The 23,481-nt window shown below is 61.9% G+C and carries 22 protein-coding genes; 14 read left to right on the plus strand and 8 right to left on the minus strand.

All coding sequences use genetic code 11. The features are described 5' to 3' along the window. The first annotated feature begins 12 nt into the window (after positions 1-12). On the plus strand, positions 13-2,175 hold the full coding sequence (locus M1E02_RS15755; RefSeq protein ID WP_479375154.1) for a putative bifunctional diguanylate cyclase/phosphodiesterase: 2,163 nt from the start codon (positions 13-15) through the stop codon (positions 2,173-2,175). A 4-nt stretch (positions 2,176-2,179) separates the two neighbouring features. On the opposite strand, the gene M1E02_RS15760 is transcribed toward M1E02_RS15755, so the two are convergent. Further along, the gene (locus tag M1E02_RS15760) at positions 2,180-2,581 is read right to left on the minus strand and encodes a VOC family protein (protein ID WP_479375155.1); all 402 of its coding nucleotides are present in this window, start codon (positions 2,579-2,581) and stop codon (positions 2,180-2,182) included. A gap of 85 nt (positions 2,582-2,666) precedes the next feature. On the opposite strand from M1E02_RS15760, the gene M1E02_RS15765 reads away from it, so the two are divergent. Beyond that, positions 2,667-3,227 (plus strand): TetR/AcrR family transcriptional regulator, encoded by a 561-nt coding sequence (locus M1E02_RS15765; protein WP_479375156.1) that lies wholly within the window; start codon positions 2,667-2,669, stop codon positions 3,225-3,227. A gap of 95 nt (positions 3,228-3,322) precedes the next feature. Beyond that, positions 3,323-3,979, plus strand: coding sequence for a hypothetical protein (locus tag M1E02_RS15770; RefSeq protein ID WP_479375157.1), 657 nt, complete (start codon positions 3,323-3,325; stop codon positions 3,977-3,979). On the opposite strand, the gene M1E02_RS15775 is transcribed toward M1E02_RS15770, so the two are convergent. Together M1E02_RS15775 and M1E02_RS15780 are read right to left on the minus strand one after the other, a co-directional pair. Continuing rightward, positions 3,976-4,833, minus strand: a complete 858-nt coding sequence (locus tag M1E02_RS15775) for an SDR family NAD(P)-dependent oxidoreductase (protein WP_479375158.1) — start codon at positions 4,831-4,833, stop codon at positions 3,976-3,978. The two genes, M1E02_RS15770 and M1E02_RS15775, sit on opposite strands and share 4 nt — an antisense overlap. Positions 4,834-4,926: 93 nt before the next feature. After that, a complete protein-coding gene (locus tag M1E02_RS15780; protein WP_479375159.1) occupies positions 4,927-5,802 on the minus strand; it encodes an esterase/lipase family protein in 876 nt (291 codons plus the stop codon). A 418-nt stretch (positions 5,803-6,220) separates the two neighbouring features. Between M1E02_RS15780 and M1E02_RS15785 the strand changes: the two genes are divergently transcribed. Beyond that, complete coding sequence (locus M1E02_RS15785) at positions 6,221-7,114, plus strand: glucose 1-dehydrogenase (protein ID WP_479375160.1); 894 nt, start codon at positions 6,221-6,223, stop codon at positions 7,112-7,114. Positions 7,115-7,234: 120 nt separating this feature from the next. Beyond that, positions 7,235-7,828 (plus strand): dihydrofolate reductase family protein, encoded by a 594-nt coding sequence (locus M1E02_RS15790; protein ID WP_479375161.1) that lies wholly within the window; start codon positions 7,235-7,237, stop codon positions 7,826-7,828. 4 nt (positions 7,829-7,832) lie between these two features. On the opposite strand, the gene M1E02_RS15795 is transcribed toward M1E02_RS15790, so the two are convergent. Further along, positions 7,833-8,837, minus strand: coding sequence for a LysM peptidoglycan-binding domain-containing protein (locus M1E02_RS15795; protein ID WP_479375162.1), 1,005 nt, complete (start codon positions 8,835-8,837; stop codon positions 7,833-7,835). Between the two features lie 179 nt (positions 8,838-9,016). Between M1E02_RS15795 and M1E02_RS15800 the strand changes: the two genes are divergently transcribed. After that, positions 9,017-9,361 carry a hypothetical protein gene (locus tag M1E02_RS15800; protein WP_479375163.1) on the plus strand — a complete coding sequence of 115 codons (345 nt, stop codon included), beginning with the start codon at positions 9,017-9,019 and terminating at the stop codon, positions 9,359-9,361. 30 nt (positions 9,362-9,391) lie between these two features. Here M1E02_RS15800 and M1E02_RS15805 read toward each other — a convergent pair whose 3' ends face one another. The 3 genes from M1E02_RS15805 to M1E02_RS15815 form a co-directional block, all read right to left on the minus strand. Next, positions 9,392-11,035, minus strand: a complete 1,644-nt coding sequence (locus M1E02_RS15805) for an alkaline phosphatase D family protein (protein WP_479375164.1) — start codon at positions 11,033-11,035, stop codon at positions 9,392-9,394. A gap of 205 nt (positions 11,036-11,240) precedes the next feature. After that, the gene (locus tag M1E02_RS15810) at positions 11,241-15,452 is read right to left on the minus strand and encodes a DUF7927 domain-containing protein (protein WP_479375165.1); all 4,212 of its coding nucleotides are present in this window, start codon (positions 15,450-15,452) and stop codon (positions 11,241-11,243) included. 600 nt (positions 15,453-16,052) lie between these two features. Continuing rightward, positions 16,053-16,448 (minus strand): hypothetical protein, encoded by a 396-nt coding sequence (locus tag M1E02_RS15815; RefSeq protein WP_479375166.1) that lies wholly within the window; start codon positions 16,446-16,448, stop codon positions 16,053-16,055. Between the two features lie 164 nt (positions 16,449-16,612). Between M1E02_RS15815 and M1E02_RS15820 the strand changes: the two genes are divergently transcribed. The 4 genes from M1E02_RS15820 (at position 16,613) to M1E02_RS15835 (ending at position 19,651) form a co-directional block, all read left to right on the plus strand. Next, positions 16,613-17,737, plus strand: a complete 1,125-nt coding sequence (locus M1E02_RS15820; protein WP_479375167.1) for a glycosyltransferase — start codon at positions 16,613-16,615, stop codon at positions 17,735-17,737. Between the two features lie 165 nt (positions 17,738-17,902). Further along, positions 17,903-18,874 (plus strand): membrane protein insertase YidC, encoded by a 972-nt coding sequence (yidC, locus tag M1E02_RS15825; protein ID WP_479375168.1) that lies wholly within the window; start codon positions 17,903-17,905, stop codon positions 18,872-18,874. A 3-nt stretch (positions 18,875-18,877) separates the two neighbouring features. Next, entirely contained in the window at positions 18,878-19,183 is a 306-nt protein-coding gene (locus M1E02_RS15830; protein ID WP_479375169.1) for a DUF1905 domain-containing protein, read from the plus strand. A 141-nt stretch (positions 19,184-19,324) separates the two neighbouring features. Continuing rightward, positions 19,325-19,651 carry a hypothetical protein gene (locus tag M1E02_RS15835; RefSeq protein WP_479375170.1) on the plus strand — a complete coding sequence of 109 codons (327 nt, stop codon included), beginning with the start codon at positions 19,325-19,327 and terminating at the stop codon, positions 19,649-19,651. A gap of 60 nt (positions 19,652-19,711) precedes the next feature. On the opposite strand, the gene M1E02_RS15840 is transcribed toward M1E02_RS15835, so the two are convergent. Further along, positions 19,712-19,915, minus strand: coding sequence for a cold-shock protein (locus tag M1E02_RS15840; protein WP_024365339.1), 204 nt, complete (start codon positions 19,913-19,915; stop codon positions 19,712-19,714). A gap of 361 nt (positions 19,916-20,276) precedes the next feature. On the opposite strand from M1E02_RS15840, the gene M1E02_RS15845 reads away from it, so the two are divergent. From M1E02_RS15845 to M1E02_RS15860, 4 genes are all read left to right on the plus strand, one after another. Continuing rightward, the gene (locus M1E02_RS15845) at positions 20,277-20,636 is read left to right on the plus strand and encodes a TfoX/Sxy family protein (protein WP_479375171.1); all 360 of its coding nucleotides are present in this window, start codon (positions 20,277-20,279) and stop codon (positions 20,634-20,636) included. A 191-nt stretch (positions 20,637-20,827) separates the two neighbouring features. Then, complete coding sequence (locus M1E02_RS15850; RefSeq protein ID WP_479375172.1) at positions 20,828-22,369, plus strand: alanine/glycine:cation symporter family protein; 1,542 nt, start codon at positions 20,828-20,830, stop codon at positions 22,367-22,369. Between the two features lie 227 nt (positions 22,370-22,596). Next, a complete protein-coding gene (locus M1E02_RS15855) occupies positions 22,597-22,863 on the plus strand; it encodes a DUF4190 domain-containing protein (RefSeq protein WP_479375173.1) in 267 nt (88 codons plus the stop codon). Between the two features lie 98 nt (positions 22,864-22,961). Further along, on the plus strand, positions 22,962-23,321 hold the full coding sequence (locus M1E02_RS15860; protein ID WP_479375174.1) for a hypothetical protein: 360 nt from the start codon (positions 22,962-22,964) through the stop codon (positions 23,319-23,321). The last annotated feature ends 160 nt before the right edge of the window (positions 23,322-23,481 follow it).

Below are 23,481 nucleotides of genomic sequence, written 5' to 3' on the forward strand. Positions count from 1 at the left end.
AAAAAGGGCTCTATGGAACCGTCTTTACGCCGTGCTGCAGACGTCAATGGTGAGGTAATTCCCATCTCGGGGATTGAGCACCGCTCTGTGTTGGAGTCCAGCCCGGACGCCATCCTTGTCCTGTCCGCGGACGGCACTATCAGCCTGGTGAATTCGGCAGCTGAACGCATGTTCGGGCGCGCACGGGCTGACTTGATCGGCGCGGATCACCGCATACTGCTGGCTGAAGACTACCGCCACGGATTCCTCAAAGTGTTCGACGCCCTCCAGCGAAGCTCGCCGGAAACTCCATTGCAACCATTCGAGGCTTTCGGGGTACGCGCCGACGGCAGTGAATTCGCCGGGGAGGTGGCCTGTTCACTTTTTGAGGCCGCAAACGGTACGTATATGACGGTCACGGTCCGCGATACGGCCCACCGGAAGGAAACGGACGCCAGCCTCCGCGAAGCGATGTCACTGCTCACCGCCACGCTTGAGTCGACGGCGGACGGCATCCTGGTGGTCAGCAGCGACGGTCAGATCGCCGGCCTCAACGATCAGTTTGTGTCCATGTGGGGCATTCCCCGGGAACTGCTGGACTCCCACGACGACGACGCCGTGATGAAGTTCGTGCTGGACCAGCTTTCCGAACCGGAGAGTTTCCTGGAGAAGATCAAGGAGCTCTACGCGAATCCGGATGCTGAAAGCCACGACGTTTTGGAGTTCCTCGACGGCCGAACGTTTGAAAGGTATTCCCGCCCGCAAAAAGTTGCGAATGAGGTTGTGGGGCGCGTCTGGAGTTTCCGGGATGTCACGCCCAGGAGGAGGGCCCAGGAGCAGGCCAAGAAGGCTATGAATGACCTGGCCGAACAGGCCGCGCAACTGAAGGATCTCGCCTTCAAGGACCCCCTGACAGGGCTGGCGAACCGGCAGTTGTTCAACGATGAGCTCGCCGCAGCCCTGCGAGATCCGGCCGGCAGTTCTGTGGACGTCCTGCTGATTGACCTGGACGACTTCAAGGAAGTCAACGACATCCTGGGGCACCACGCCGGGGATCAGATGCTCATTGAAGTGGCTCGCCGCCTCCGGTTCTGCGTCCGGCCCAATGACACCGTGGCAAGGCTGGGCGGTGACGAGTTTGTGGTGCTTCTGACCGATGTTGAGGACGCTGAGGAGGTGGCTGAGCGGATCGTCGATTCCCTCAACGTTCCCGTTTTCCTTTACGGCACCATGCTTCGGCCCAGCCTGAGCCTGGGGCTTGCTTCACTGAGCGAAAAGCCCCTTGAACCCTCGGACCTGCTCCGGCAGGCCGACGTCGCGATGTACGCGGCGAAGGCCGCCGGGAAGAACCGGTACATGCGGTTCCGGCCGGAAATGATGGCCGCCCTGGTGCAGCGCACGGATATGGAAGCGAGCCTGCGGCTGGCCGTTGACCGCGGCGATATCTACGTGAACTACCAGCCGGTGATGACTCCGCGGCTTGACGCTGTGATGCAGTTTGAGGCGCTGGCCCGCTGGGACCGCGATGGCGAGATCATCCCACCCACGCAGTTCATCCCGCTCGCGGAGCGCAGCGGTTTGATCGGAGCCATCGGGGCCCTTGTTCTGCGGCGCGCCTGCACAGAGATGGGCCCGTGGCTGGCCGAGGACAGCACGCGCACCCTCGCCGTTAACGTTTCCGGTGTTCAGATCCAGGAACCAAACTTTGCTGAGGGTGTGCTTCGGGTTGCCGCCTCCTGCGACGTTGACCCTGGGCAGCTGGTCATCGAGGTCACCGAGAGCGTGTTCTTCGAAGCCGACTGCCCGGTGCTGGAGCAGTTGAACCAGCTGCGCGACGCCGGCATCCAGGTTGCGCTGGACGATTTCGGCACCGGGTACTCGTCCTTGGGGCGGCTGCAGGATCTACCCGTGGACACTGTGAAGATCGATCAGTCGTTTGTGTCCATGGTCCGCACCGGCGCAGAGAAGCTGCCCATCCTCAGCTCCATGATCAACATGGCGCACAACCTGGGTCTTCTGGTGACTGCCGAGGGCATCGAGACCCCGGAGCAGGCCGCGTACCTGATGGATCTGAAGTGCGATTCCCTGCAGGGCTTCTACTTCTCGCATCCGGAGCCCGAGGCAGGCCTGGAAATGGCCACCCTGAGGACCCTGCACGCGTTCGAGTTGATCCACAAGCTGCGGGTAAAGCCCTAACGGGTCAACTCTGAAAGTACTGGGCAGAAAACTCAGCTGAGGGCTCAATCGGCTGTATCACGTCGATGAGTACTTGATCGGGTCCAATGAGGATGAAGTGGCGCTGCCCGAAATCTTCCGAGCGAATGTCCTGCGCCATCGGGAGCCCTCCCCGGACGATCAACCGCTCGTACTCCGAGTCAACGTCATCGACCTCCACATTGATCAAAACACCACCCGCCGGACGGCCGAACCCTTCGGGAATCGTCGTGTGGGCATGGTCGAGTAGCGCCAGCTCCCACTGTCCGCGCCTGAGGCTCACGTACCAGTCCGATTCAAATGTGGTCTCGTAGCCAAATGCAGTCCGATAGTAGTCCGCCGATCCCGTCACGTCGCTCGACATGAGGACGGGGTAAGAACTGATCATCGCCACTCCTCCATTTATATACATACACCGTGTATGTATATGGGCTACGATACATACACGGCGTATGTATAGGCAAGGGGTCGAGATGGCACGAGCCACCCAGGAACAGAGCGAAGCAACAGCCCGGACAGTCTTAGTGACAGCCCAGGAGCTTTTTGCTCAATACGGCTATGAGGCAGTTGGACTGGAACAAGTTGCGGCCGGCGCTGGGGTAACGCGCGGAGCGGTTTATCACCACTTCAGAAGCAAGAAAGGGCTTTTCGAGGCCGTGCTCGATGAAGCTCAAAGCCAGGTGAGTGCTGCCATCTCCCAGGCCGCACCCGGAGAAGGGTGGGATGCCATCGAAGCCGGCTGCAAGGCATTCCTGCGGGCAAGCATCTCGCCAGGGGTGCGCAGGATCATGCTCGTCGACGCGCCCGCCGTGCTCGGATGGGCAACATGGCGGCGCTCTGACGCCAGACACTCCGCACGATTACTGGAGGAAGGCCTGGAGAGCCTCATCGGGCCGGAGGAAGACCGCGCTGCAGTCGCTGCGCTGCTCTCAGGGGCAATGAACGAGGCAGCCATGTGGATCGCCGAGGGTGGTGAGATCGGCTCGGCGGAACGTGCCCTCGCACGCCTTCTGGATTCCCTAAGATCCTCTTAAGTTCAACGGCGCTCCTGCCTATATCCACGGCGAATGAGTAGGTCTAGACTCAGCTCACACCTCGCATCGTGGCGCAATAAAAAACTGGGGCATAAATGAATACTCGTCAGATTTCCCGCGGGCAAGGCTCCGCTCTACTTCCGGTCTGTGCACTGGCCATGATCACTGCACTCAGTGCATGCGGTGGCTCACCTGCAGGCAGTCTTTCAAAGGAAGACACTTCCTCTGCGGCCCCTGAATCCACGCCCTCCCCTAGCGAAAGCAAGATTGCCGGCACCGGTTGCAGCTCTGAGGCGAGCAAAAAGTCGCAGTCCACGGAAAGCTACATCTGCACCATCGACCAGGCAGGCAAGCTGGTGTGGCTTGAGGCTTCCGCTTCCAAGGACCTGACAGATAAGCGGGCTGCGGAGGCAGCAGCCAAGGCCGCCGCTGAAAAGGCAGCAGCAGAGGCAGCTGCGGCGGAGAAGGCAGCTGCAGACAAGGCGGCACAGGACGCCGCAGCAGCGCAGGCTGCTGCGGATGCGGCAGCGCGGCAAGCGGCTGTACCGCCACCGGCTCCCGCACCTGCTCCCGCACCCGGGAACTGCGACCCCAACTACTCGGGGGCATGTGTTCCGATTGCATCGGACGTTGACTGTGCCGGCGGAAGCGGCAACGGTCCGGCGTACGTCCAGGGTCCTGTCAGAGTTGTGGGATCGGATATTTATGGACTCGATGGGAACGACAACGACGGCATCGGCTGCGAAGGCTAGAAGAAATTCTTTGCCTGGACCATCTGCTCGCTGCGGACCCAGAGCTCGCGCGCCAGCTCGGCGTCGTAGGCCTGCGTGTTTGCCTTCGACAGAGCCCGCTTGGCGTAGTACGCGCCCGAGACCCAGTCCTCCCCAGGCTTCGACGTTGCGAGCCAGACGAGTGTATCCGCGCCCTGCTCCGGGGTGAGGAGGAACCGGTTCAGGATCGTCTTGTAGGCGTGCCTGAAAGGGCTCGTGGACTCGGCCGCGAAGTTGGTGGCCACAACGCCGGGGTGGAACGCCGCCGTCGTAATTCCCGGGGTTGCCCCCTCCCCAATGGTTCCGTCAACGCCAAAGCGGCGGTGGAGTTCGCTGGTGAAGAGGATGTTTGCGAGCTTGCCGGTGCCGTAGGCGCGGTTGGTGGAGTAGTTGCGGGACGAGTCCAGATCGGTGAGGTCCAGCTTGCCATAGCCGTTGGCCGCGCTTGAGGTGTTGATGACGCTGGCCCGGCTGGCCGCGAGCACGTCCATCAGCAGGGTGGTCAGCAGGAACGGGGCAAGATGGTTCACCTGGAAGGTCTTCTCGTAGCCGTCCACTGTCAGTTCGCGCTTGCCCATGATGCCGCCGGCGTTGTTGGCCAGGACGTCGATGGTTGGATAGTTGCTCCTCAGCGCCGCGGCAAGCTCCCTGACCTGCGAGAGGTCTGCGAAGTCGCTCAGGAAGTAGTCAGCGTCGAGCTCTTTGGCCACCGCTTGCGTCTTCTCCGGTGAACGCCCGACGACGACAATGCGCTCCCCTGCCCGGCTCAACGCGCCCGCGGCTGCTGCGCCGATGCCGTCGCTGGCTCCGGTGATGACAATGGTGCGCTGGCTCATGGTGTCCTATTGTTGGGCTGCTTTTCGCGGCGGGGTGGCGCTGGTACAACGACGGCGCCGCGGGTTACGTTCCGCCCATTCCCCAACTACCCATTAGAGGCAGCGCGGCTGATACGCGGGATCGGCGGGTCCTGAAGTCCTGCCGAGGGTGTGGCTGACCAGTTGGTGGACTACGGGATCGTTGGGCGTCTGGTCGTGTTCGAACACGTCTGCGGGGCACTTGTCCTGGATGGTGATGTTGGTGACTTGGCGGGCCGGGCCGGCGAGGAACTGGCTGTTATACGGAATAACAATCTCGTCGTACCTGGTGGAGATCACTGTGTAAGAGGGGCCCGCCACGGTGTCGCCGATCGAGTTCAGCGTCTGCATAAACGCCGAGCCGGCCTGCTGATCGGCACAGGCTGCGCAGCCGAAGTAGACGAAATCGGGCTCCGGGAGGAAGCTTGGCGGCGGACTGATCGCACCCTCAGTGCCGTGGTTGGACGGGGCAATGCCGATGAGCTGGTTGACGTACTTCGCTCCGCCGAGGAAGCCCATGTAGTAACGCGGCATCATCCCGCCCTGGCTGTGGCCCACCAGGTTCACCTTTTTGGCTCCGGTCGCTGCACGGACGGCATCCACGAACGGAGCCAGTTCCCTCGCAGAGTCAGCCACCGGCGCTGTTGCATATACGCCGTTCGTCTCACCGTAGTTGAGGGCGAAGACGCAGTAGCCGGCATCCTTGAGATACGGCGACAGTGTGCTCCAGTTCTTGACCATGCTCTCGAACGTTCCGGGAACCAGGATGACCGGGTAGGGGTGTTCAGCGCTCGGCTTACAGGACCAGTCATTGGCGCCCGGAGGGGAAATCTCGACGACGGCGGCCTGGGCGGGAGCCGCAGTCAGGGAGGCAGCCAGAACGAGGCCGGCAGCGAAGGACATGATCTTCTTCAGGGGTGATTTGCTGGACAGGGTTTTAGGGAGCGACATTGAAACCTCATCGTTTTAGTGTCTGTTGGCGTGGGTGGCGAGAACTGCGGACGGGCCGGATTGTGAGCCTCGTCATCGAGGATTGGGTGTTTCGATGCTAGGCAACCTGGCCGCTTTTTCGATGGCACTTGCACGAATGTGCGGCATGAAACTGCCCGCGGCAGGCAACCCGCATCAACACCCGGTCCCGTCTTTTGCCCCAAAGTTACTGACGGGTAGGACCAGTGGGTGCAAGCTTATGGCGCGGTCCGTTCACTCCGCTTGCACAGATGTTCATACCGCGAGGCCTTCGTTCCGCCCTCTTTGCGGCATCGGAGCACTCTCGCTACCCTTGAAAGGTAAGCATGCTTAGCGTCATGCTGAACGGCTGGATTCCAGCCACAGTCCGTGTTCAGACCAATCTTTGCGGAGGAGCACCATGACCGATCAGTACACGTTCCAGAACCCTGTCACAGCCTATGAGCACATCGAACCGCCCAAGCAGCACCAGCCCGAGCCCGGGCTCGACGCCAAGCTGATCCCGAAGGCCGATCTGGGCGAGGACACCTACCGCGGCACCGGCCGCCTGGACGGCCGGAAGGCGATCGTCACTGGCGCGGACTCAGGCATCGGCGCAGCGACGGCCATTGCCTTCGCGAGGGAGGGTGCCGACGTCGTACTTTCCTACCTTCCCGAAGAGGAAGAAGACGCCACGCGCATCGCCAACCTGATCGAGAAGGCGGGCCGCAAGGCCGTCAAGGTTCCTGGTGACCTGAAGGATGCAGCGGTATGCCGGGATCTGGTGGATACAGCCGTGCGCGAGCTTGGCGGCGTGGACCTGCTGGTGAACAACGCGGGTAAGCAGGTGGCGCAGGAGGACATCGGCGAGATCAGCGACGAGCAGTTTGACCACACGCTGAAGACCAACGTCTACGCCATGTTCTGGCTGACCAAGGCCGCCGTGCCGCACATGCCTGCCGGCTCCGCCATCATCAACACGACGTCGGTCCAGGCGTACAACCCGTCGCCCACGCTGCTGGACTACGCCACCACCAAGGCCAGCATCAACAACTTCACCAAGGGCCTGGCGCAGCAACTGGCCCCGAAGGGCATCCGCGTGAACGCTGTGGCGCCCGGACCCATCTGGACCCCGCTGCAGGTGAGCAGTGGCCAGCCCAAGGAAGAGCTCCCCGAGTTCGGGCAGAGCACTCCCCTGGGCCGTGCCGGGCAACCCGCAGAGCTCGCCCCCGCTTACGTGTTCCTGGCGTCACCGGAATCGAGTTTCGTGATCGGCGAGACCCTGAACGTCAACGGCGGCAGTCCCACGCCGTAGACGTGACAGAAGCCGCGTGACCGAAGCCGGACGGGCCCTTCCTCATTGCACTGGGGAAGGGCCCGTCCCTTTCAGGCTTCAGAATGAATCCGCGGGTTCCGCGCCGCAGGGCCAGTTGATGTGGAGAAGACAGCGGCAAAGATCAACGTTTTCCAGAGTGTCACCCTCCACGGAGTTATGCAGGGGCCGGGGCGACCGGACGAGGACACCCGTGGTGGATTCAAACATGGCGGGTGGGCCAACGGCTATCAGGACTCTGTTTCCATGAACTTCGCGGCGGAGGGAATGGCTGCTGGCGGCTCTCTCCTCTTTGGCCACCGCACGTACAAGGACCTGCTGGACTTCTGGACATCGACGCCTGAGCCCAACCCGTTTACGTCTGTGCTGTTGAACTCGCAGAAGTACGTCGTCTCCAGGTCCTCGGACACTGTTTTGGACTACCCCAACTCGACTCTGCTCGCCGGCGAGGCCGCCCAGACTGTTGCCGCGCTTCATGAGAACGACGACGGCGACCTCACCATCCTGGGCAGCCGAGAGCTCGTCCGGACCCTGCAGGCAGACGGCTTGATTGATGAATACATTCTGCAGATCCACCCGATCCTGCTCGGCTCCGGCACCAAGTTGTTTGATGAGGGCCAGCGGGTGGATCTGATTCTGGAGCGCTCAATCACGACGACGACGGGCGTGATCATTGCCCAGTACTCGACGCACTAGAACACTACTTGTTGATCGGTTTATTCAAAGCGAGGCTGATGGTTTGTCCCGGCACGAGCTCCCCTGACGGCGGGCCGACGGATTCGTACCAGACTCCGGCGCCGGGGACGAGCGGGCGGTTCGCCGATGCCAGGTCCGCCAGCCCCGTCAGGCCGAAACGGAGCACTATCTGCGTCTCGCTGTCTCCCGGGGCAGTGGTGTAGGTGAGAGGAATCCCCTCGGCATCGGCAGTGAAGGTACCTTGGGCGCCGTCGATCTTTTGTTCGCCAGCCATCAGGTTCACTTTGGTGCCCGAGGGAATCGGTTTGTCTGGCACCAGGGAAGGGTTATATTGCAGCAGTTGCGCAGTAGTGGATCTGAATTCGTAGCCGAGACTGTCGAAGGAGTCGCCGTCGACGGTGGTGTAAGTGACAGTCTTACCAAAAGAGTTGGTGACCTTTTTTCCCTTACCGGATCTGCTGTCCACCGGGTTCTTCTGCAGTTGGATGTGCTTCCCTGCACGGACAAAATACTGGTTGCCCTGTTCATAGACGAATGGAACTTTGTTCGCTTCCGCCAGCTGCTCCCTGGTAAGTCCGAACCGGTAGGTGATGCCGTCCAGTGTGTCATCAGCTTCGATCACGTAGCTGTCGGGAATGCCGTCCGCGTCAAACGTAGCAGCGCCCTTCGCGCCGAAGATCGGCCCCGGAGCGGGGAAGAGGCGAAGCTTCATGTTTGGGCTTAGCGGGGTCCCAGGCTCCATGCCGTTGAACTCAATGAGTTTCGCCTCGGAGATGCCAAAGAAGGCAGCCACCGATTCCGAGGTGTCACCGGGGACAGTGGTGTAGAAGTCTGCATTGCCGAAAGAATCAGTAACCGTGGCACCTGCCAGTGACGGCTTTCCTGGATTGGCAAGCGCCGCCCCGGCTGCGGTGGCGGTGGGTGTCGCCGTCGCCGTCGGTTCCGGAGGTGGCCCGCCGGACGTGCACCCTGCCAACCCCGATGACAGCAAAATGGCGAGAAACGCCACTCCCCAGCCCTTTGACCGGAACGTCCTAATGCTTGAGAAACCGCTATTCCGCACTGCCAACCCCCAAAGTGTCCGGAGCCTAGCCTAGCGGGTCACTGACGTTACGAAGCGCCCCAGTAATCTGGGCTAATGACTCCACCGCCTTGCCCTTGTGAACCGACTCGAGAAGATCCGCTGGCATGAACGAACCTATAGCCCCTGTACGTCCAACGCGAAAGCGAAAGGGCAAATCAGTTGTGGCGCGCATCATCGTCTACACGGTTTTGGGCGGAATCATCGCGTACCTCCTCGTAATCGGAATCATCGAGCAGCGTGAACAGGGCTCCTACACAGGGACCGCTGAAGTCGTTAAGTCGTACCAACAGAAGAGTTTATGCACCATCGACGTGCAATTGTCCGACGGTACCGAATACAGCTATGTCATCCGCGTCCGGGAAAGAGGCTATTGCGAGACCTTTACTCCCGGGGCAACCATCAACATCAAAAACGGCAAAGTCGCCAACCCGGATGGCGTGAAACCCTGAGCCAAAATGGATAGGCGGTAACTCAAGAAGTTACCGCACCGGGTGCAGTTCCTTGCTCCAGAGGACGCCGCCGTTGGCATTGCGCAGGCTGACAGTGAAGACGTCGTCCTCGCTCAGGTCCACGTGGCCGAAGTACTGGCTTTCGCCGCTGCGCGGGGATTCGTTGGCGTAGGCTCCGGCTTTGAAGAAAGCCACCTCGGGTCCGAAGGTGCCGTCCAGCTGGCCGGGGCCGAATGTTCCGGCATTGATGGGCCCAGCCACAAATTCCCAGAACGGGTCGAAGTCCTGGAACGCCGCACGCTCCGGCGAGTAGTGGTGGGCGGCGCAATAGTGGACGTCCGCCGTCAGCCACACCACGTTCTTAACCCGGTTGCGCTTGAACGCCGACAGTACACCCGCAATCTCGAGTTCCTTGCCCAGGGGTGCTCCGCCGTCGCGGTTTGCGAGGGACTCCTGGTTCACCGGGCCATCAGGCACGATCAGTCCCAGCGGCAGGTCGGCCGAGATGACCTTCCACGTGGCCTTGGACCGGCTGACCTCCTTGATGAGCCAGTCCGCCTGCTCCTGGCCCAGGATGTGGGTGAGGTGCGTTTCCTTGCCGTCACTGTTCGGGTCCTTGAAGGTGCGCATGTCCAGGCAGAAGATGTCCAGCTGCGGGCCGCGGGAGATCTTGCGGTAGATGCGGGCGGGCTCGAAGCCGGTACTCCCGTCGCTCACCTCCGCGATCGGCTGGTACTCCTGCCACGCCTGGCGGCCCCGGGCGCCAAGCACGTCCACGCGGCGTTCGGTGTAGCGGGAATCGGTGAGGATCTCCCCCGGATACCAGTTGTTGGTGGTCTCGTGGTCATCCCACTGGGCGATCACCGGAACGTCCGCATACATGGCGCGTACGTTGCGGTCCATCAGGTTGTAGCGGTGCCGGCCGCGGAACTCGTTGAGCGTCTCGGCCACCTTGGATACTTCCTCAGTGACCAGGTTCCGCCAGACCTGCCCGTCTTGCTCGGTCACCTGGGCGGCGATGGGTCCGTCTGCGTAGATGGTGTCGCCGGAGTGGATGAAGAAGTCGGGGCGTGTGGCGTGCATGGCAGCGTAGCCGCGCATTCCGCCGATGTCCTCGTTGATGCCCCAGCCCTGGCCCGCGGTGTCGCCGGACCAGACGAAGCTCTGCCCGCGGCGTGTCCGGCTGGCAATCGCGCCGAGGCCGTTCCTGTTGGAACCGGGGGCCGTACTGAAGGATCCCTGCGCGGTTTCCCCGGCGTTGCCTTCGGGATCCTCGAAGTGCATGGTCAGGGCGAACCGGGTGCCGCTTGGGAGGTGTTGGGCGTTGATCTTCGACGTAAAGTCCGTGGCTTCGCTGGCGATACTCCCCCGCAGCACCCGATGGAAGGCGCGGCCGCCGCGGAGGGGCTGCCCGCCGTCGTCGACCGCCAGCAGGCTGGCCACCAGCCGGCCGGGGCCCGACGCGCGGGACCAGAGGACACCGGAATCGGCCGTCACATCGCCGGTGGCGATCCCGGACGGGAGCAGCAGCCGGTTGCGGACCAGCGCGACGGCGGCGGGCCGGGCAGCGTAGGCGGTGGAGGCCCCACCCGAAGCAGCGACGGGAACGACGGCGGCGGCACCGGCGGCGGCAAGGGCACCTTTGAGGATGTTTCGGCGGGTGAAAGCAGTCATGCGTTCATCCTTGATGGCAGGAGTGAACCGCCGGTGGCTGGGGCGTGAACGTCAGTGCAGCATTGGCTCCTGAAGGGGTCCGCCAGCGTTAAAACAGGTGCAGACTCCCCTGTCTCAAAGGGGAGCCTGCACCTGTTGTTACGGCTGCTTACTATCAGAGCCGCTTCCGGTCACCGCAACATCGGGGGCAGTGGTGACCGAAGCTTTAGATTCGGGTGGCTGCACCTTCCTCTGTTTGTGCTGCCTGGGTTTGGATTAGCTGGCGCCGCCGGACACCAACCAGAACCGCACCAGTGAGCAGTGCGAGCAGCCCAAGCAGTGCTGCTCCGGTGACAGTGGCGCCGGTGTTGGCCAACGGTGCCGGTGCGGCCGGTGTGGTGATCGGGTTGGTGGTGCAGAGGGGATCACCCGTTCCACACGCCGCCGCTGGTTGGCCGCCAGTCTGGAACACAAAGTTGGCCAAGGTGTTGTCTCCCCGGGCGCCGTCTGCCTTGACCTGCACGGTGTAAGTCACCGTCACAGTCTGGTTGGCTGCGAGTTCACCGCTGATGGTGAACGCGCCGTTCGTTATGACCGAGGCGGCCAGGGCCGGATCCGAGGATACGGGAGCCTTGATCACGTCAGCGTCATCGAGCACACCGGCCATCAGATCGGTGTAGTCCACGGCGAACGGGCCGGTTCCGGTGTTCTTGAATGTCAGAGTGTAGGTCAGTTGCTTGCCGGCGGATACCGCTGTACCGGATTCCGGATCAACACTCTTGGTCACAGTCAGGTCCGAAACATAGTGCGTGGTGCTGCGGTTCCTGGTGGTCCCGCCGGGTGTTTCGGCGGTGATTGTGTTGGTGATGGTTCCATCGCCGGCGCCCTGTGGGGAGACGGTGACGGAGTACGTGATGGTGACGACGGCACCCACGGGGAGGTCCCCGGTCCAGACCAGGGTGGGTGCGGTGACATTCACTGTTCCCGCGGACGCCGTGGCGTCGTTGTTGAACGTGGCATCGTCCAGGACAGCTGACAGGTCATCGCTGATGCTCACCCCCGTCAGGGCACCGGGACCGGTCTGGGCCACGGTGACCGTGTAGGTGATCTTTTGACCCGGGGTGGCCGTGGCACCGGAAGCCGGGTCCGAGGACTTGTCCACCGTGTAAGCGCCCACCGGGTGGGTGGTGGTGCAGCCCGGAGTTTGACCCTCGACCGGAACACATCCCGGGGAGGTTACGACGTTAGTCAGGATCTGGTCTCCTGCCGGGGGCGTATTGACCGTCACCGAGTACGTGATGGTGGCCGTTTCACCAACCGGGATCGTGCCGTTCCAGGACAGTCCGCTACCAACCACAGAGACAGTGCCTACAGAGGCGACGGCGTCGTTGTTGTAGGTGGCGTCATCCAGAACAGCACCGAGGTTATCGGTGAGTACAGCGTTGGCAGGAGCGGAGCCGGTCTGCGTTACGTTCACCGTGTAGGTAACCACCTGGCCGGGCACAACCGTGGAACCGGAAGCGGGGTCGGAGGACTTCACCGTGGTGTAGTTGGCAACCTCAATACCGGCGGCATCGGAGTTGATGCTCGGAGGTACCTGCGAGTCGGCAGGGGTGTCCGCCGTTGCCGAGGCCGTGTTCACAAACGTCGACGCCACACCTGCACCCAACGTGATTTCGAATTCGTGGGTCTGCGTCGCGCCCGGAGCCAGGGAGGCAATGGTGAAGCCGCCCTCGGCCGGGTACCTGTCATCGGCGACAACAACATTGGTCAGAGTTCCCTGCCCCATATTCGTGACCGTGATCCGGTACGGGACGGTATCGCCCGTGCGGAACGTCGGATAGTCCACGGCGTCGTTCGCATCGTGCCAGACACCATTTATATCCCTGACTTCCTTCTTCAGCGACGCCGAGTAGAAGTTCGCGACACTGATTGACGCCGAGGTGCGCATCACCAGTTCGGTGTGCTCGGCCCGGCCCTGGGCACGGTTCACAAGAACATCCCCACCGGTCACACCGGCGGTCTGGATCGCAACCGTGAAGGCCTGCGTTGCACCAGGTGCCAGCGCCGGCCCGATTACACGGACCGCGGTTGGGTTCGCCGGCTGGACAGTAGTCCAGCCCACCGTGTTCCCTGCGACGTTGCCTGCGGTGCCGTTCGCTGCACCGGCGGGGTCATCGCTCAGTGAGGCCGGATCGGCCGTCGTGTAGTACACCGTGGACCCTGCAATGGCAGTGACCCCAGTCAGCGCGTAGGAGCCGCTGTAAGAGGTGCCACGGCCATCACCGTTGAAGGGCAGGATGTCGATGGTGTCCGTGAAGGCCTGCGGCAACGGGTCGAAAGACTTCATCGTGACAGTCCACGAGCCGGCGCCAACGCCGTCGCCGTTGAGGTTTGGAATGAACGCCTCGTCAGCGGTCTTACCGATCGAAGTGAACCCGTCGGTTGCAACCGTCACCTGCGCCGTTGCCGGCCCTGTTGTAATACCGCCAAACGAGGCAGTTGCAGAGTTGGTGAGCGTCTGCCCGGGGGTAACCGTACTGTCGGCAACTGCCTGGTAGGTCAGTGCGTGATCGGCGTTTGTACCCACCCCGTTCAATGTCCAGGTCAGCACCTGCTGGCCGGAACCATTGATGGTCACGGCAGGTTCCGGCGTGGCTGAACCGGCGACATAAGTCACTCCCGAAGGCAGTGTGTCGACGATCTGGTAGCCATCCACGGTTGCCGGGATGGTGCCGGCGCCGTTTGCCGAATAGTTGAGAGTGTAGGAGGCGGGGGCACCGGGGCTCACAACACTCCGGTCAACGGACTTGCTGATAGCCGGCGTGGCAGTCACGATCCGGAGGACGTCGCGGAAGCCTGTGGTGCAGGGGTACCGCGATCCGGGCGTGGGCGTTATGCATCCGGTGCCGTTCCACCAGTTATTCAGCGGTGCATCGACGATGCCGGAGAAGAACGACCACACGTCAGTCCCGGCCGGAGTGGTCGGTTTGATCGTCTGGGTGATCACCGGGGTGATGTGTGGGTAGTTGGAGAACTCGTTGAATTGCGCCTGGGTTCCTGTGATGCGCATGGCCTTGACCGTGGTTAGGTCCGCGGGCTGCGTGGTGGTCCAGCCGCCCACAGTTCCACAGTTGAAGGCGTTCGGGTCATAGCTGACGCTGGTTGGGTCCAAGGTGGCGTCGTTCCCGACGTAAAACTCGGTTGTTGTGCCGATGCCGGCAGCACCGGGCTGGCCCCAGTGCCATCCGGCAAAGGTAACGTGCCTGGTGTCCAGCGCTGAGCACATTCCAACCTGCCGATCGGCTGGTCGTTCGCCGTGCAGCTGCATACCGGTGTCCATGTACTGGCCGACCGTAGTTCCTGCCGCCACCCGGTAGGTGTCGTCCCATTGGGTGCCGCCGTTGCCGGTGTAACCCCGGCCCCAACCTGATGAGTAGAGACCTGGTGTTGTCCAGGCCTTGGACTCGGTGTTGTTGGCTGGATCGTCCTGGGCCGTCTGTGCTGCCGTTGACGTGTAAGTGGGCGCATCCGAGGAGAGTACGGCCGACCCTGACGCCGATGTGAGAACGCGGATCCAGATCGACCCTGACGCCAGCGCCACTTGGTCGACCGGCAGCCGGTTGCCTGCCGAATCAAGGGTTGGCGGGTTGGCTGGTTCGTAGTCGATGCCTGTGATGGTCAGCTGGAAGGTGTTCGCGCCCGTTTGCGTGATCACACATGTGCCGGCCGGTGAGGTCATTTGGTTCGCAGGCTGGGTTCCACCTGACCACGGGTGTCCGTCGGCCCGGGGCGGACCTTGGAAGGGAGTGCAGCCCTGAGGGTCAACCTGAACCGCTCCACCCTGGGGGGAAGAGATGTTGAGGTTATAGGTGATGCTCTGCGGACCCGGCTCACTGCCTTTGTCCTTGCTCAGAGTCCAGTTGAAGTCCATCCCGAAGTAGCCGCTACCAGCCACGAAGTTAGGCGTGCCAACGCCCCAGCGCATGTCCATTCCGAAGGTGTTGACGATGTTGATGGGGCTCAAGTCGGCAGTCTGGCCTCCGATAGCGCCCGCTGCGGTGATCTGGCTGCCTGTGGGGCCATCCGCCACTACAGGCGTCTGGATTACGACGGCAGTGCCCTGATCAAGGGTGCCAAGGTTGCAGGTAAGCGTGGTGCCGTCGGCCGAGATGGAGGAGACCGGGGTTACGCCGGTGGTCAGACACAGGCTCGGGACAGAGTCGAACCGCCCGTTGGAAACTGTCGCCGTGAAGGTGACGTTTTCGACCGGGGCATTCGATGGAGCGGCGGCGTCGTCATTGACATTCAAGCGCCAAATGCCGGTGACAACATCTCCAGAAGTGACAGAGGCGGGAGTTCCGGTCTCCCAGTCTGCTTGGAGCTCATATACGGGAGCTGCATTCGCCACACCCGCCGGAAGCAATGCGAGAGTCAAAGCCGAAATAACAGTAACCACACCAGCCGCGAGACCCCGCTGCTTTCCTGACCCTTTTGGAGGACTATCCGCACGGGGCACATCGCCCCGGACCTTCCGAAAACTCAGCGGGTTGCGAAAAAGGTTCAACTGACTACCACCTGACGGTACGGATCAGGGCACGAACGCGACCCCGATGATTCTTCGGGTCGCATCATTCACAGCTGAAGGCTCTGTAATTTGCTTCCCCCCATGTATGAATAGTAGAGGCAAACGAGGCACTGTCAATTTTTTGATTAACGCTAACAAGGCGGACCATAATGTAAGGGAACTTAGCAGTTTCGAGAAAGTAAGTTTGCTTCTATTAGTACTGAATTTGTCCTAACAAACTTTCAGTCTTGGGCCCTGCTGAAGGGATTCCTAGGCCCGGAGCTCGCCGCCAGCCTTTAGTCGAGAGGTATCTCTTACTTGATGCCAATTGATTGGAGCAAAGCTGAAACAATCCATCCGACCGGTTTTATGGTTAACAATGGTACATAGCATTTCGTCTATGACAGTGCTGGCAAAAACAAACTATGAATGTCCAGCCAGTGAATTCTGCTCTCAAATTTTCTGCTGTTCTTAGAACATCAGCAGAACAAACCCGGCAAGGGTGCAGACCATCCCTGTCGCGGTCAGGATCCACCCGATGGTCGTGATGGTGTTGTCGTGCCGGTGCGGGTCTAGGCTCCATCTGCCGGGGTGGCATACGTCGTAATGGAGCGCTACTTCGCTGCCTGTCTCCAGGCCTTTCGTTTCCTCCGCGGTGAGGAGGGAGAGGTGTGAGGTGTCGTCCCCGTCGGACCAGCGGAAGCCCTTGAATCCTCCGGCTTCCACAACCTCTGCAGTGGTCACCGTCCAAGGGCAGCGGCGTCTGGCCAGCACCCAACCAGCGATCAGCAGCGGGATGCCAGGGATGAAGCCCACCCAGGTCATGAGTTCCAGGATGGGACCAAGAACTTCTACGGGTCCGGGCATGATTCGATCATATCCGCCGATTTTGTGGCAGCCGGACCACAGGATCCTGAGCTTCGCAAGCGCTGCCCAGGAACGGCCCCTTTTCCGTCGACTCTGCCCTTGATGCGGCTGAAGGACTACGATTTGCCCACCGGTTGTGCCGTTCCTGACGCCAGGAGAATGCAATGGCTACCTTCCTCTTCGCAACGCTCGACGCCGGCGGGAACCTGCCTCCCGCCGTCGGGATCTCCCGCGAACTGGTCAGCCTCGGTCACCGGGTCCGCTTCATCGGGCATCCCCGGCAGGAAGCTGCGATCAGGGCATCCGGCGCCGAGTTCCGGCCGTACAGCCACTCGCCAAGGATGGCCCTGGCGGAGCAGCTGCCCACACTGCAACAGATCTCCATGCTGGTGTCCGTCTTCACCGACGCGGGAATTGCCCAGGACGTGGTGGAGGAAGCCCGGAGGGAACGGGCGGACGTGGTGGTGGTCGATTGCCTGCTGCTGGGCGCCCTCGATGCCGCCGCAAAGGCCGGGCTTTACACCGTGGCGCTGGTGCACAGCTTCTATGCCTTCTTCGACGGCCCGTTCCGCCGGACGCCGATCACGGCGATGCTGGCACTTCGGCGGTTGGGCCCACGCCGGGTGATGAGACGGGCCAACCGCATCCTGGTGTGCGCGGACCGGCAGCTCGATCCAGCCGGGCGCCCAGGCAGGAAGGGGGCAGGTGACCGGAACGGGAGGGTGGTGTGGTCGGGAGCAGTGGTCGACGTCGACCGCCCGGCTCCCGCTCCCTCCCCCGGTTCCACGCCACGGGTGTTGGTCAGCTTAAGCACCACTGCCTTCAACGGGCAGGAAGCATTTATGCAGAAGGCCCTGGATGCGGTGGCGGACCTGCCGCTCGACGTGATCCTCACAACCGGACCCGCCATCAACGCCGACAGAATCTGGGCACCGGCAAACGTCACCGCGCACAGCTATGTTCCGCACCGGGAAGTCATGCCTGACTGCGTTGCGGTGCTCGGACACGGCGGGCACGCCACCACCATGCTGGCACTGGCGCACAACCTGCCGCTGGTGATCGCCCCGATGCATCCGTTGCTCGATCAGCGGATGGTGGGCAAGGCTGTGCAGGACGCCGGCGCAGGGCTGCTGATCAAGCCTTCGGCGTCGGTGGAGGAGATTGCCAGTGCCCTCAGGACGGCTGCAGACTCGGAGAGCCTGCACCTTGGGGCCGCCACCGTGGGGCAACGGCTCAGAGAGGCCGACGGCGCCCGCACCGGCGCGAAGTTCCTCGCGGAAATCGCTTGATGCGCTTGGGCGCAAATGCCCGGCCACACGTCCGAGTCCACGCAACCGAATCAGCCACCCGCCACTCCCCCGGCCCGAGTCCAACCATGCGGACAGCTGCTGGGCTAGGCTCACGTTATGACGCCTTCCGTCGGCCGCCTGCGGCTTAGCGATTAGGGATAACGTATGGACCTGTTTGAAACAATTATGTTTCCGTTCCAGTGGCTGGTGTCCGTCATCATGGTCGGCTTCCACGAGGGCCTGAGCAGCATCGGAATGCCTCCGGCCAGCGGCTGGACCTGGACATTTTCCATCATCGGGCTGGTGCTGGTGATCCGCGCCGCCCTGATCCCGGTGTTCGTCAAGCAGATCAAGGCACAGCGCGGAATGCAGCTTTTGCAACCCGACCTGAAAAAACTGCAGGACAAGTACAAAGGCAAAAAGGACCAGCTGTCCCGCCAGGCCATGGCGCAGGAGCAGATGGCCCTGTACAAGACGCACGGCACCAACCCTTTCTCGGCCTGCCTTCCCCTGCTGATCCAGATGCCGTTCTTCTTCGCACTCTTTACGGTGCTCGCCGGAATCAGCCCAGCGAAACAGCGCGGCGAGGGCATCGGTGCCATGAGCCCGGAGCAGGTGGCGCAGTTTGATGCCTCCAGCATCCTGGGCGCGCCGCTGACGTCCGCGTTGCTGCACGGCGGCTTCGAGAATGTGGCGGTCACGGCCCTGACTATCGTGATGATTCTGGCCATGACAGCCACACAGTTCATCACCCAGAAGCAGATCATGGCCAAGAACATGTCCGAAGAGGCCATGGCCAGCCCGTTCATGCGGCAGCAGAAGATGATGCTCTACATCCTGCCGGTGGTGTTCGGGGTGGGCGGCATCAACTTCCCTATCGGCGTCCTGATCTACTGGACCACCACCAACCTCTGGACCATGGGGCAGCAGTTCTTTGTGATCCGCCGGATGCCGACGCCGGGATCCCCCGCCGCGAAGGCCCTCGCCGAGCGCCGTGCAGCCAAGGGTCTTCCGGCCATGTCCAACCCCGGAAGCCAAAAAGATCCCCATGCGGAAGCCGCCGCCGCAGCTGCGATAGCGCATGCCAAGGGACACCAGCGCGTCCAGCCGCACCGGAAAAAGAGGAAGAAGAAGTAAGGCGTGGGCGCGTCATACGAGTTCCGGGGCGAGCTGTGGCATCTTCCTGAGGAAGCCGGGTGGCATTTCGTCACGCTTCCACAGGACCTGGCGGAGCATCTCCGGGAGGACTCGGCAGCTTTCCGCAAGGGCTTTGGTTCTGTAAGGGTTAGCGCTTCCATCGGCGGGCACCGCTGGTCCACTTCGGTGTTCCCGGATACCAAGACCAACTCGTACCTTCTGCCGGTGAAAAAGGCGGTCAGGAAGGTGGCGGGCATCCGCGCCGGAGACGAGGTCGACGTCGAACTTTCCCTGCTGCTCGAGGGCTGATTTCATTCGGGGAGGCTTCACCAACAGCGCGTTCCCGCGGCTCTATCCCGGCGCATTTCACAGGACTACTATGCAGGTGCGGTGCTGCGTTGAGACCGCACAGCGGCGAGTGGCGAAGCAACTTCATGGAAGGACAATGTCATGGAATGCATCACGTGGTTCGCTCCGGTCCTGCCCGGGAGGCTGGACGAGTGGAAGTCGCTCATCGAGGAGATCCACGGCCCCCGCGAGGAGGATCACCGGCGTTCCCGTGAGCGGATGGGGCTGACGCGGGAAGTGGTCAGCCACATGGAGACACCGCAGGGGGACTTTGTCTGCCTGTTCCACGAGGGCGAGGATCTGGGCCGGTCCTTCCAGGAGGTGGCTAACTCAAACGATCCGCATGATCAGTGGTTCAGGATGAGCCGCCGTGATCGAACATCCGGGTTAAACAAAAGCAGGTTAAACAAAAGCAGGGCCGGTCAATGACCGGCCCTGCTCGAAACCTTTACGGCTCCGGACTCAGAAGAGTTAGCTATAAGCTAAGTCTTAGAGAGCCTGGATGTTTACGGCCTGAGGACCCTTGGGGCCCTGCTCGGTTTCGAAGGAGACCTTCTGGTTCTCTTCGAGTGAGCGGAAGCCGGAGGAAGCGATCGCAGAGTAGTGTGCGAAAACGTCCTGTGAGGAGTCATCGGGGGAAATGAAGCCGAAGCCCTTTTCAGCGTTAAACCATTTGACGGTACCAGTAGCCATTATTTTTGTCCTTCGTGAAGGTGGAGGAAAAGTCCCGACTTTCGGGTCCTCCGGTGTGGGGTGTTCAAAACCGCTACTTCAGAAGAACGCGGACTTTCGACCGCGCGTACTGCCTGAACTACGAACTGCTAAAAACACAACAACAAAAACGACTCTACACGAGAATCTCCAGCGACGCTTAACCCTCCCCGCCCGGGCGCGTCGCGGAGGTTTATCAATTGCCGGAAGGGCCCTTCTTATCTGCCTCCACCCACGCCCCTTGTAAACAGGGCAGCCGGGCCTGTACCCGGCATTCTGACAGGCATATCCTGCAAGCAAGTCCACGCGTAGCCCGCATTTCGCAGCCCAGGGAGAATGCCACATGCAGATGCCAAAGGCGTCCGACGCCGACAAGGAACACTTCCGCTCCGTCCTGCCGCAGGACGCCGACGTTGTGGTCAAGCCGATGTTCGGCAATCTGGGCGCCTTCGTCAACGGCAATATGTTCGCCGGCCTGTTCGGCCCCACCATCGGGGTCAAGCTTTCCGAGGCCGACCGTGCCGAACTCGAGTCCACCGAGCGGACTGTTCCGTTTAGTCCTGCTGAACGCCCCATGGGCGGCTACGTCGGGCTGCCGGAAATGTGGAACGGCGACGGCGGCGATGACTCCGCAAGGGAAAGGGCATGGATTTCGAAGGCCTACGCCCATGTGGCCGGGCTGCCGCCCAAGGCTCCGAAGTAGGCGGCTCCGCGATAAAAGGGGAACGAAACCCGGACGTGTAAACGGGGTTTCCCGGGCAAGGCCAAATGGACTAGCACCTTTACGGTGTGAGAAGCTTCACAGGTTTTGCTGTGGTGCACGCCACTGCGTCCAGTGGCCGCGCGCAGCACCAATCGCATCACCCGCGCTCTTCCTGGAGGGAACCCACACTTATGAGCGACGTCCTATCCGCCATCAATAACGTGATCTGGAGCGACTGGCTTGTCTATCTCTGCCTCGCCACCGGCGTCTACTTCTCAATCCGCACACGCTTCCTGCAGGTCCGGCACGTCAAGGGAATGATCCTGCAGCTGGTCCGGGGTGAGAAGTCCGCCTCGGGCGTCTCCTCATTCCAGGCTCTGGCGATGTCCCTGTCCGGCCGTGTCGGCACCGGCAACATCGCCGGCGTCGCTACCGCGATCGCCTTCGGCGGACCGGGCGCCTTGTTCTGGATGTGGGTTGTCGCCTTCTTGGGCGCGTCGACGTCGTTCGTCGAGTCAACCCTCGGCCAGATCTACAAGACTCGCGACCCGCTGACCGGCGAATACCGCGGCGGTCCGGCTTACTACTTCTCCCGCGCACTCGCCCACACCAAGGGCGCAGGGTTCTTCAAGATCTATGGGTACGTTTTCGCGGCCGTGACCGTTCTGGCCTGTGGCGTTCTGATGCCGGGTGTCCAGGCCAACTCGATGGCCACCGCAATTGGCGGCGCATGGACCATCGAGCCATGGATGGTGGCCGTTGGCTCCGTTATCCTCCTTGCGTTTGTGATTATTGGCGGCGTAAAGCGCATCGCCAGCGTCGCCTCATTTGTGGTGCCGTTTATGGCCGTCGGCTACATCTTCCTCGCCCTGATCGTCGTCTTCATCAATGCCGCTCAACTGCCGGAAATCCTCGCGCTGGTGTTCCGCAGTGCCTTGGGGATGGATTCGGCCCTCGGCGCCATCATTGGCCTGGCCGTGATGTGGGGCGTCAAACGCGGCGTCTACTCGAACGAGGCCGGCCAGGGAACGGGTCCCCATGCCGCTGCCGCCGCTGAAGTGTCGCACCCGGCGAAGCAGGGCCTGGTCCAGGCCTTCGCGGTTTACATCGACACGCTGTTCGTGTGCTCGGCCACCGGCTTCCTGGTCCTCTCGACCGGAGCCTATCGCGTATTCTCGGGAGGCTCCGAAGACGGTGAGATCCTCGCCGAGGGCGGCCTGCTGTCGGCCACGGCCACTGTGGGTCCTCAGTTCGTGCAGACCGGATTCGACTCCGTCTTCCCCGGCGTTGGTGCAGCTTTCATCGCCATCACGCTGATCTTCTTCTGCCTGACCACGGTCATCGCCTACTACTACATGGCGGAGACCAACCTGCGCTTCCTCGTGGGCAACTCCTCGAACAAGATGATTCCAGGCATCCGTGCCAGCGTGGGACGTGTGACCACCATGGCCCTGCAGGTGCTGATCCTCATCGCCGTCGCCTACGGCTGCGTCAACACGGCCGCCGACGCGTGGGTGATGGGTGATATCGGCGTCGGCCTCATGGCCTGGCTCAACATCGTGGGTATCCTGATCCTGCAGAAGCCAGCCCTCAAGGCGCTCCACGACTTCGAGCGGCAGGAGAAGCTTGGCCTCGACCCCGTCTTCGACCCGAAGCCCCTCAACATCACCGGGGCCACCTTCTGGGAGTCCTACAAGACGGCCCGCGCCGAGAAGGAATCCGCGCGGATTTAGCCCGCTGGGCCCACCGTGCGCCGCCGTTCACGCGGCGCACGGTGCCCGACGTTAATCCGGGCCGCAGTACTCAGACTGCAGCGCTTTCCGCGAGAAATATTAAGCCCAGACATCTTCGCTGGCCTGATGGATATTCGCTGACCCAATTGTTTGATAAATTATGCTTGCCGCTCCGCAATGTGCGGGCCGGGGGGACCCATCATTCGGAAATTTGAAAGGCATCATTCATGAGCACTCCGCAGTACCAGGGCTACGCGCCCGCACCCGCTCCGGCCAAGACCAACACGCTGGCTATCGCGTCACTGATTTCATCGTTCTTCATCAGCCTGCTCGGCATCATCCTCGGGCACATCGCCCTGAACCAGATCAAGACCACGGGTGAAGGCGGCCGCGGCCTCGCTATCGCCGGCCTGGTCATCGGCTATGCATCCGTAGTTATCGGCATCATCGTAGTCATCGCTGTCGTCGGAACAGCCGCCGCTACGCAGAGCTGATCGTCCTTCAAGAACCCCCGTCCGGCGCGTCCGGGCGGGGGTTTTTGGCGTCTAGGCCGGCGACACCCAACTTCCACCTACAAATCCGAAGGATGAGCATGAACGATAGATACGAGCAGGGAAAGTCCTTCACCGGGAGGCCCAAGGATTGGGACGAGAAGTACGGCCCTTGGGGATACCCGGAAGGCTACACACCGCCGCTGACAGCGGTTTCGCCGATCCAGAATCCGCGGTATCTCCGGATTGCCGGCGTGATCTTCGCTTTCGTGGCACTGGTAGTAGATGTCACCTTCATCGTGCTGATCGGCAGCGGATACTCCGTAGGGGAGATTTCCCTCCCCATCATCATCACCTCGATCCTGTGCACGTACATGAGTGTGTGGTGCTTCTACCTGGCCGCACGCAGATCCAAGTGGATGCGTGAGCGTAGTTCCGCAGCTGGGACACACAAAGGGTAAGGAAGCCTGGGGAGATGACGACGTGTTGAGGCACTGATGGCTGGAACACACCAACTAGAGGAGAGCAGCCTTGGAGGAGCGCCGTCTGCAGCACACTCTGCTCGGGATCCGCTCGGGATGGGTCCCCCACCATGTTCGTTTAATCAATCAATCGGCATTT

Source organism: Arthrobacter sp. Z5-13 (assembly GCF_056499105.1).

Excerpts from the sequence above, each read along its gene's own strand:
- M1E02_RS15755 (WP_479375154.1), top strand. The coding sequence starts at position 13 with ATGGAACCGTCTTTACGCCGTGCTGCAGACGTCAATGGTGAGGTAATT.
- M1E02_RS15760 (WP_479375155.1), bottom strand. The coding sequence starts at position 2,581 with ATGATCAGTTCTTACCCCGTCCTCATGTCGAGCGACGTGACGGGATCG.
- M1E02_RS15765 (WP_479375156.1), top strand. The coding sequence starts at position 2,667 with ATGGCACGAGCCACCCAGGAACAGAGCGAAGCAACAGCCCGGACAGTC.
- M1E02_RS15770 (WP_479375157.1), top strand. The coding sequence starts at position 3,323 with ATGAATACTCGTCAGATTTCCCGCGGGCAAGGCTCCGCTCTACTTCCG.
- M1E02_RS15775 (WP_479375158.1), bottom strand. The coding sequence starts at position 4,833 with ATGAGCCAGCGCACCATTGTCATCACCGGAGCCAGCGACGGCATCGGC.
- M1E02_RS15780 (WP_479375159.1), bottom strand. The coding sequence starts at position 5,802 with ATGTCGCTCCCTAAAACCCTGTCCAGCAAATCACCCCTGAAGAAGATC.
- M1E02_RS15785 (WP_479375160.1), top strand. The coding sequence starts at position 6,221 with ATGACCGATCAGTACACGTTCCAGAACCCTGTCACAGCCTATGAGCAC.
- M1E02_RS15800 (WP_479375163.1), top strand. The coding sequence starts at position 9,017 with ATGAACGAACCTATAGCCCCTGTACGTCCAACGCGAAAGCGAAAGGGC.
- M1E02_RS15805 (WP_479375164.1), bottom strand. The coding sequence starts at position 11,035 with ATGACTGCTTTCACCCGCCGAAACATCCTCAAAGGTGCCCTTGCCGCC.
- M1E02_RS15815 (WP_479375166.1), bottom strand. The coding sequence starts at position 16,448 with ATGCCCGGACCCGTAGAAGTTCTTGGTCCCATCCTGGAACTCATGACC.
- M1E02_RS15820 (WP_479375167.1), top strand. The coding sequence starts at position 16,613 with ATGGCTACCTTCCTCTTCGCAACGCTCGACGCCGGCGGGAACCTGCCT.
- yidC (WP_479375168.1), top strand. The coding sequence starts at position 17,903 with ATGGACCTGTTTGAAACAATTATGTTTCCGTTCCAGTGGCTGGTGTCC.
- M1E02_RS15835 (WP_479375170.1), top strand. The coding sequence starts at position 19,325 with ATGGAATGCATCACGTGGTTCGCTCCGGTCCTGCCCGGGAGGCTGGAC.
- M1E02_RS15840 (WP_024365339.1), bottom strand. The coding sequence starts at position 19,915 with ATGGCTACTGGTACCGTCAAATGGTTTAACGCTGAAAAGGGCTTCGGC.
- M1E02_RS15845 (WP_479375171.1), top strand. The coding sequence starts at position 20,277 with ATGCAGATGCCAAAGGCGTCCGACGCCGACAAGGAACACTTCCGCTCC.
- M1E02_RS15850 (WP_479375172.1), top strand. The coding sequence starts at position 20,828 with ATGAGCGACGTCCTATCCGCCATCAATAACGTGATCTGGAGCGACTGG.
- M1E02_RS15855 (WP_479375173.1), top strand. The coding sequence starts at position 22,597 with ATGAGCACTCCGCAGTACCAGGGCTACGCGCCCGCACCCGCTCCGGCC.
- M1E02_RS15860 (WP_479375174.1), top strand. The coding sequence starts at position 22,962 with ATGAACGATAGATACGAGCAGGGAAAGTCCTTCACCGGGAGGCCCAAG.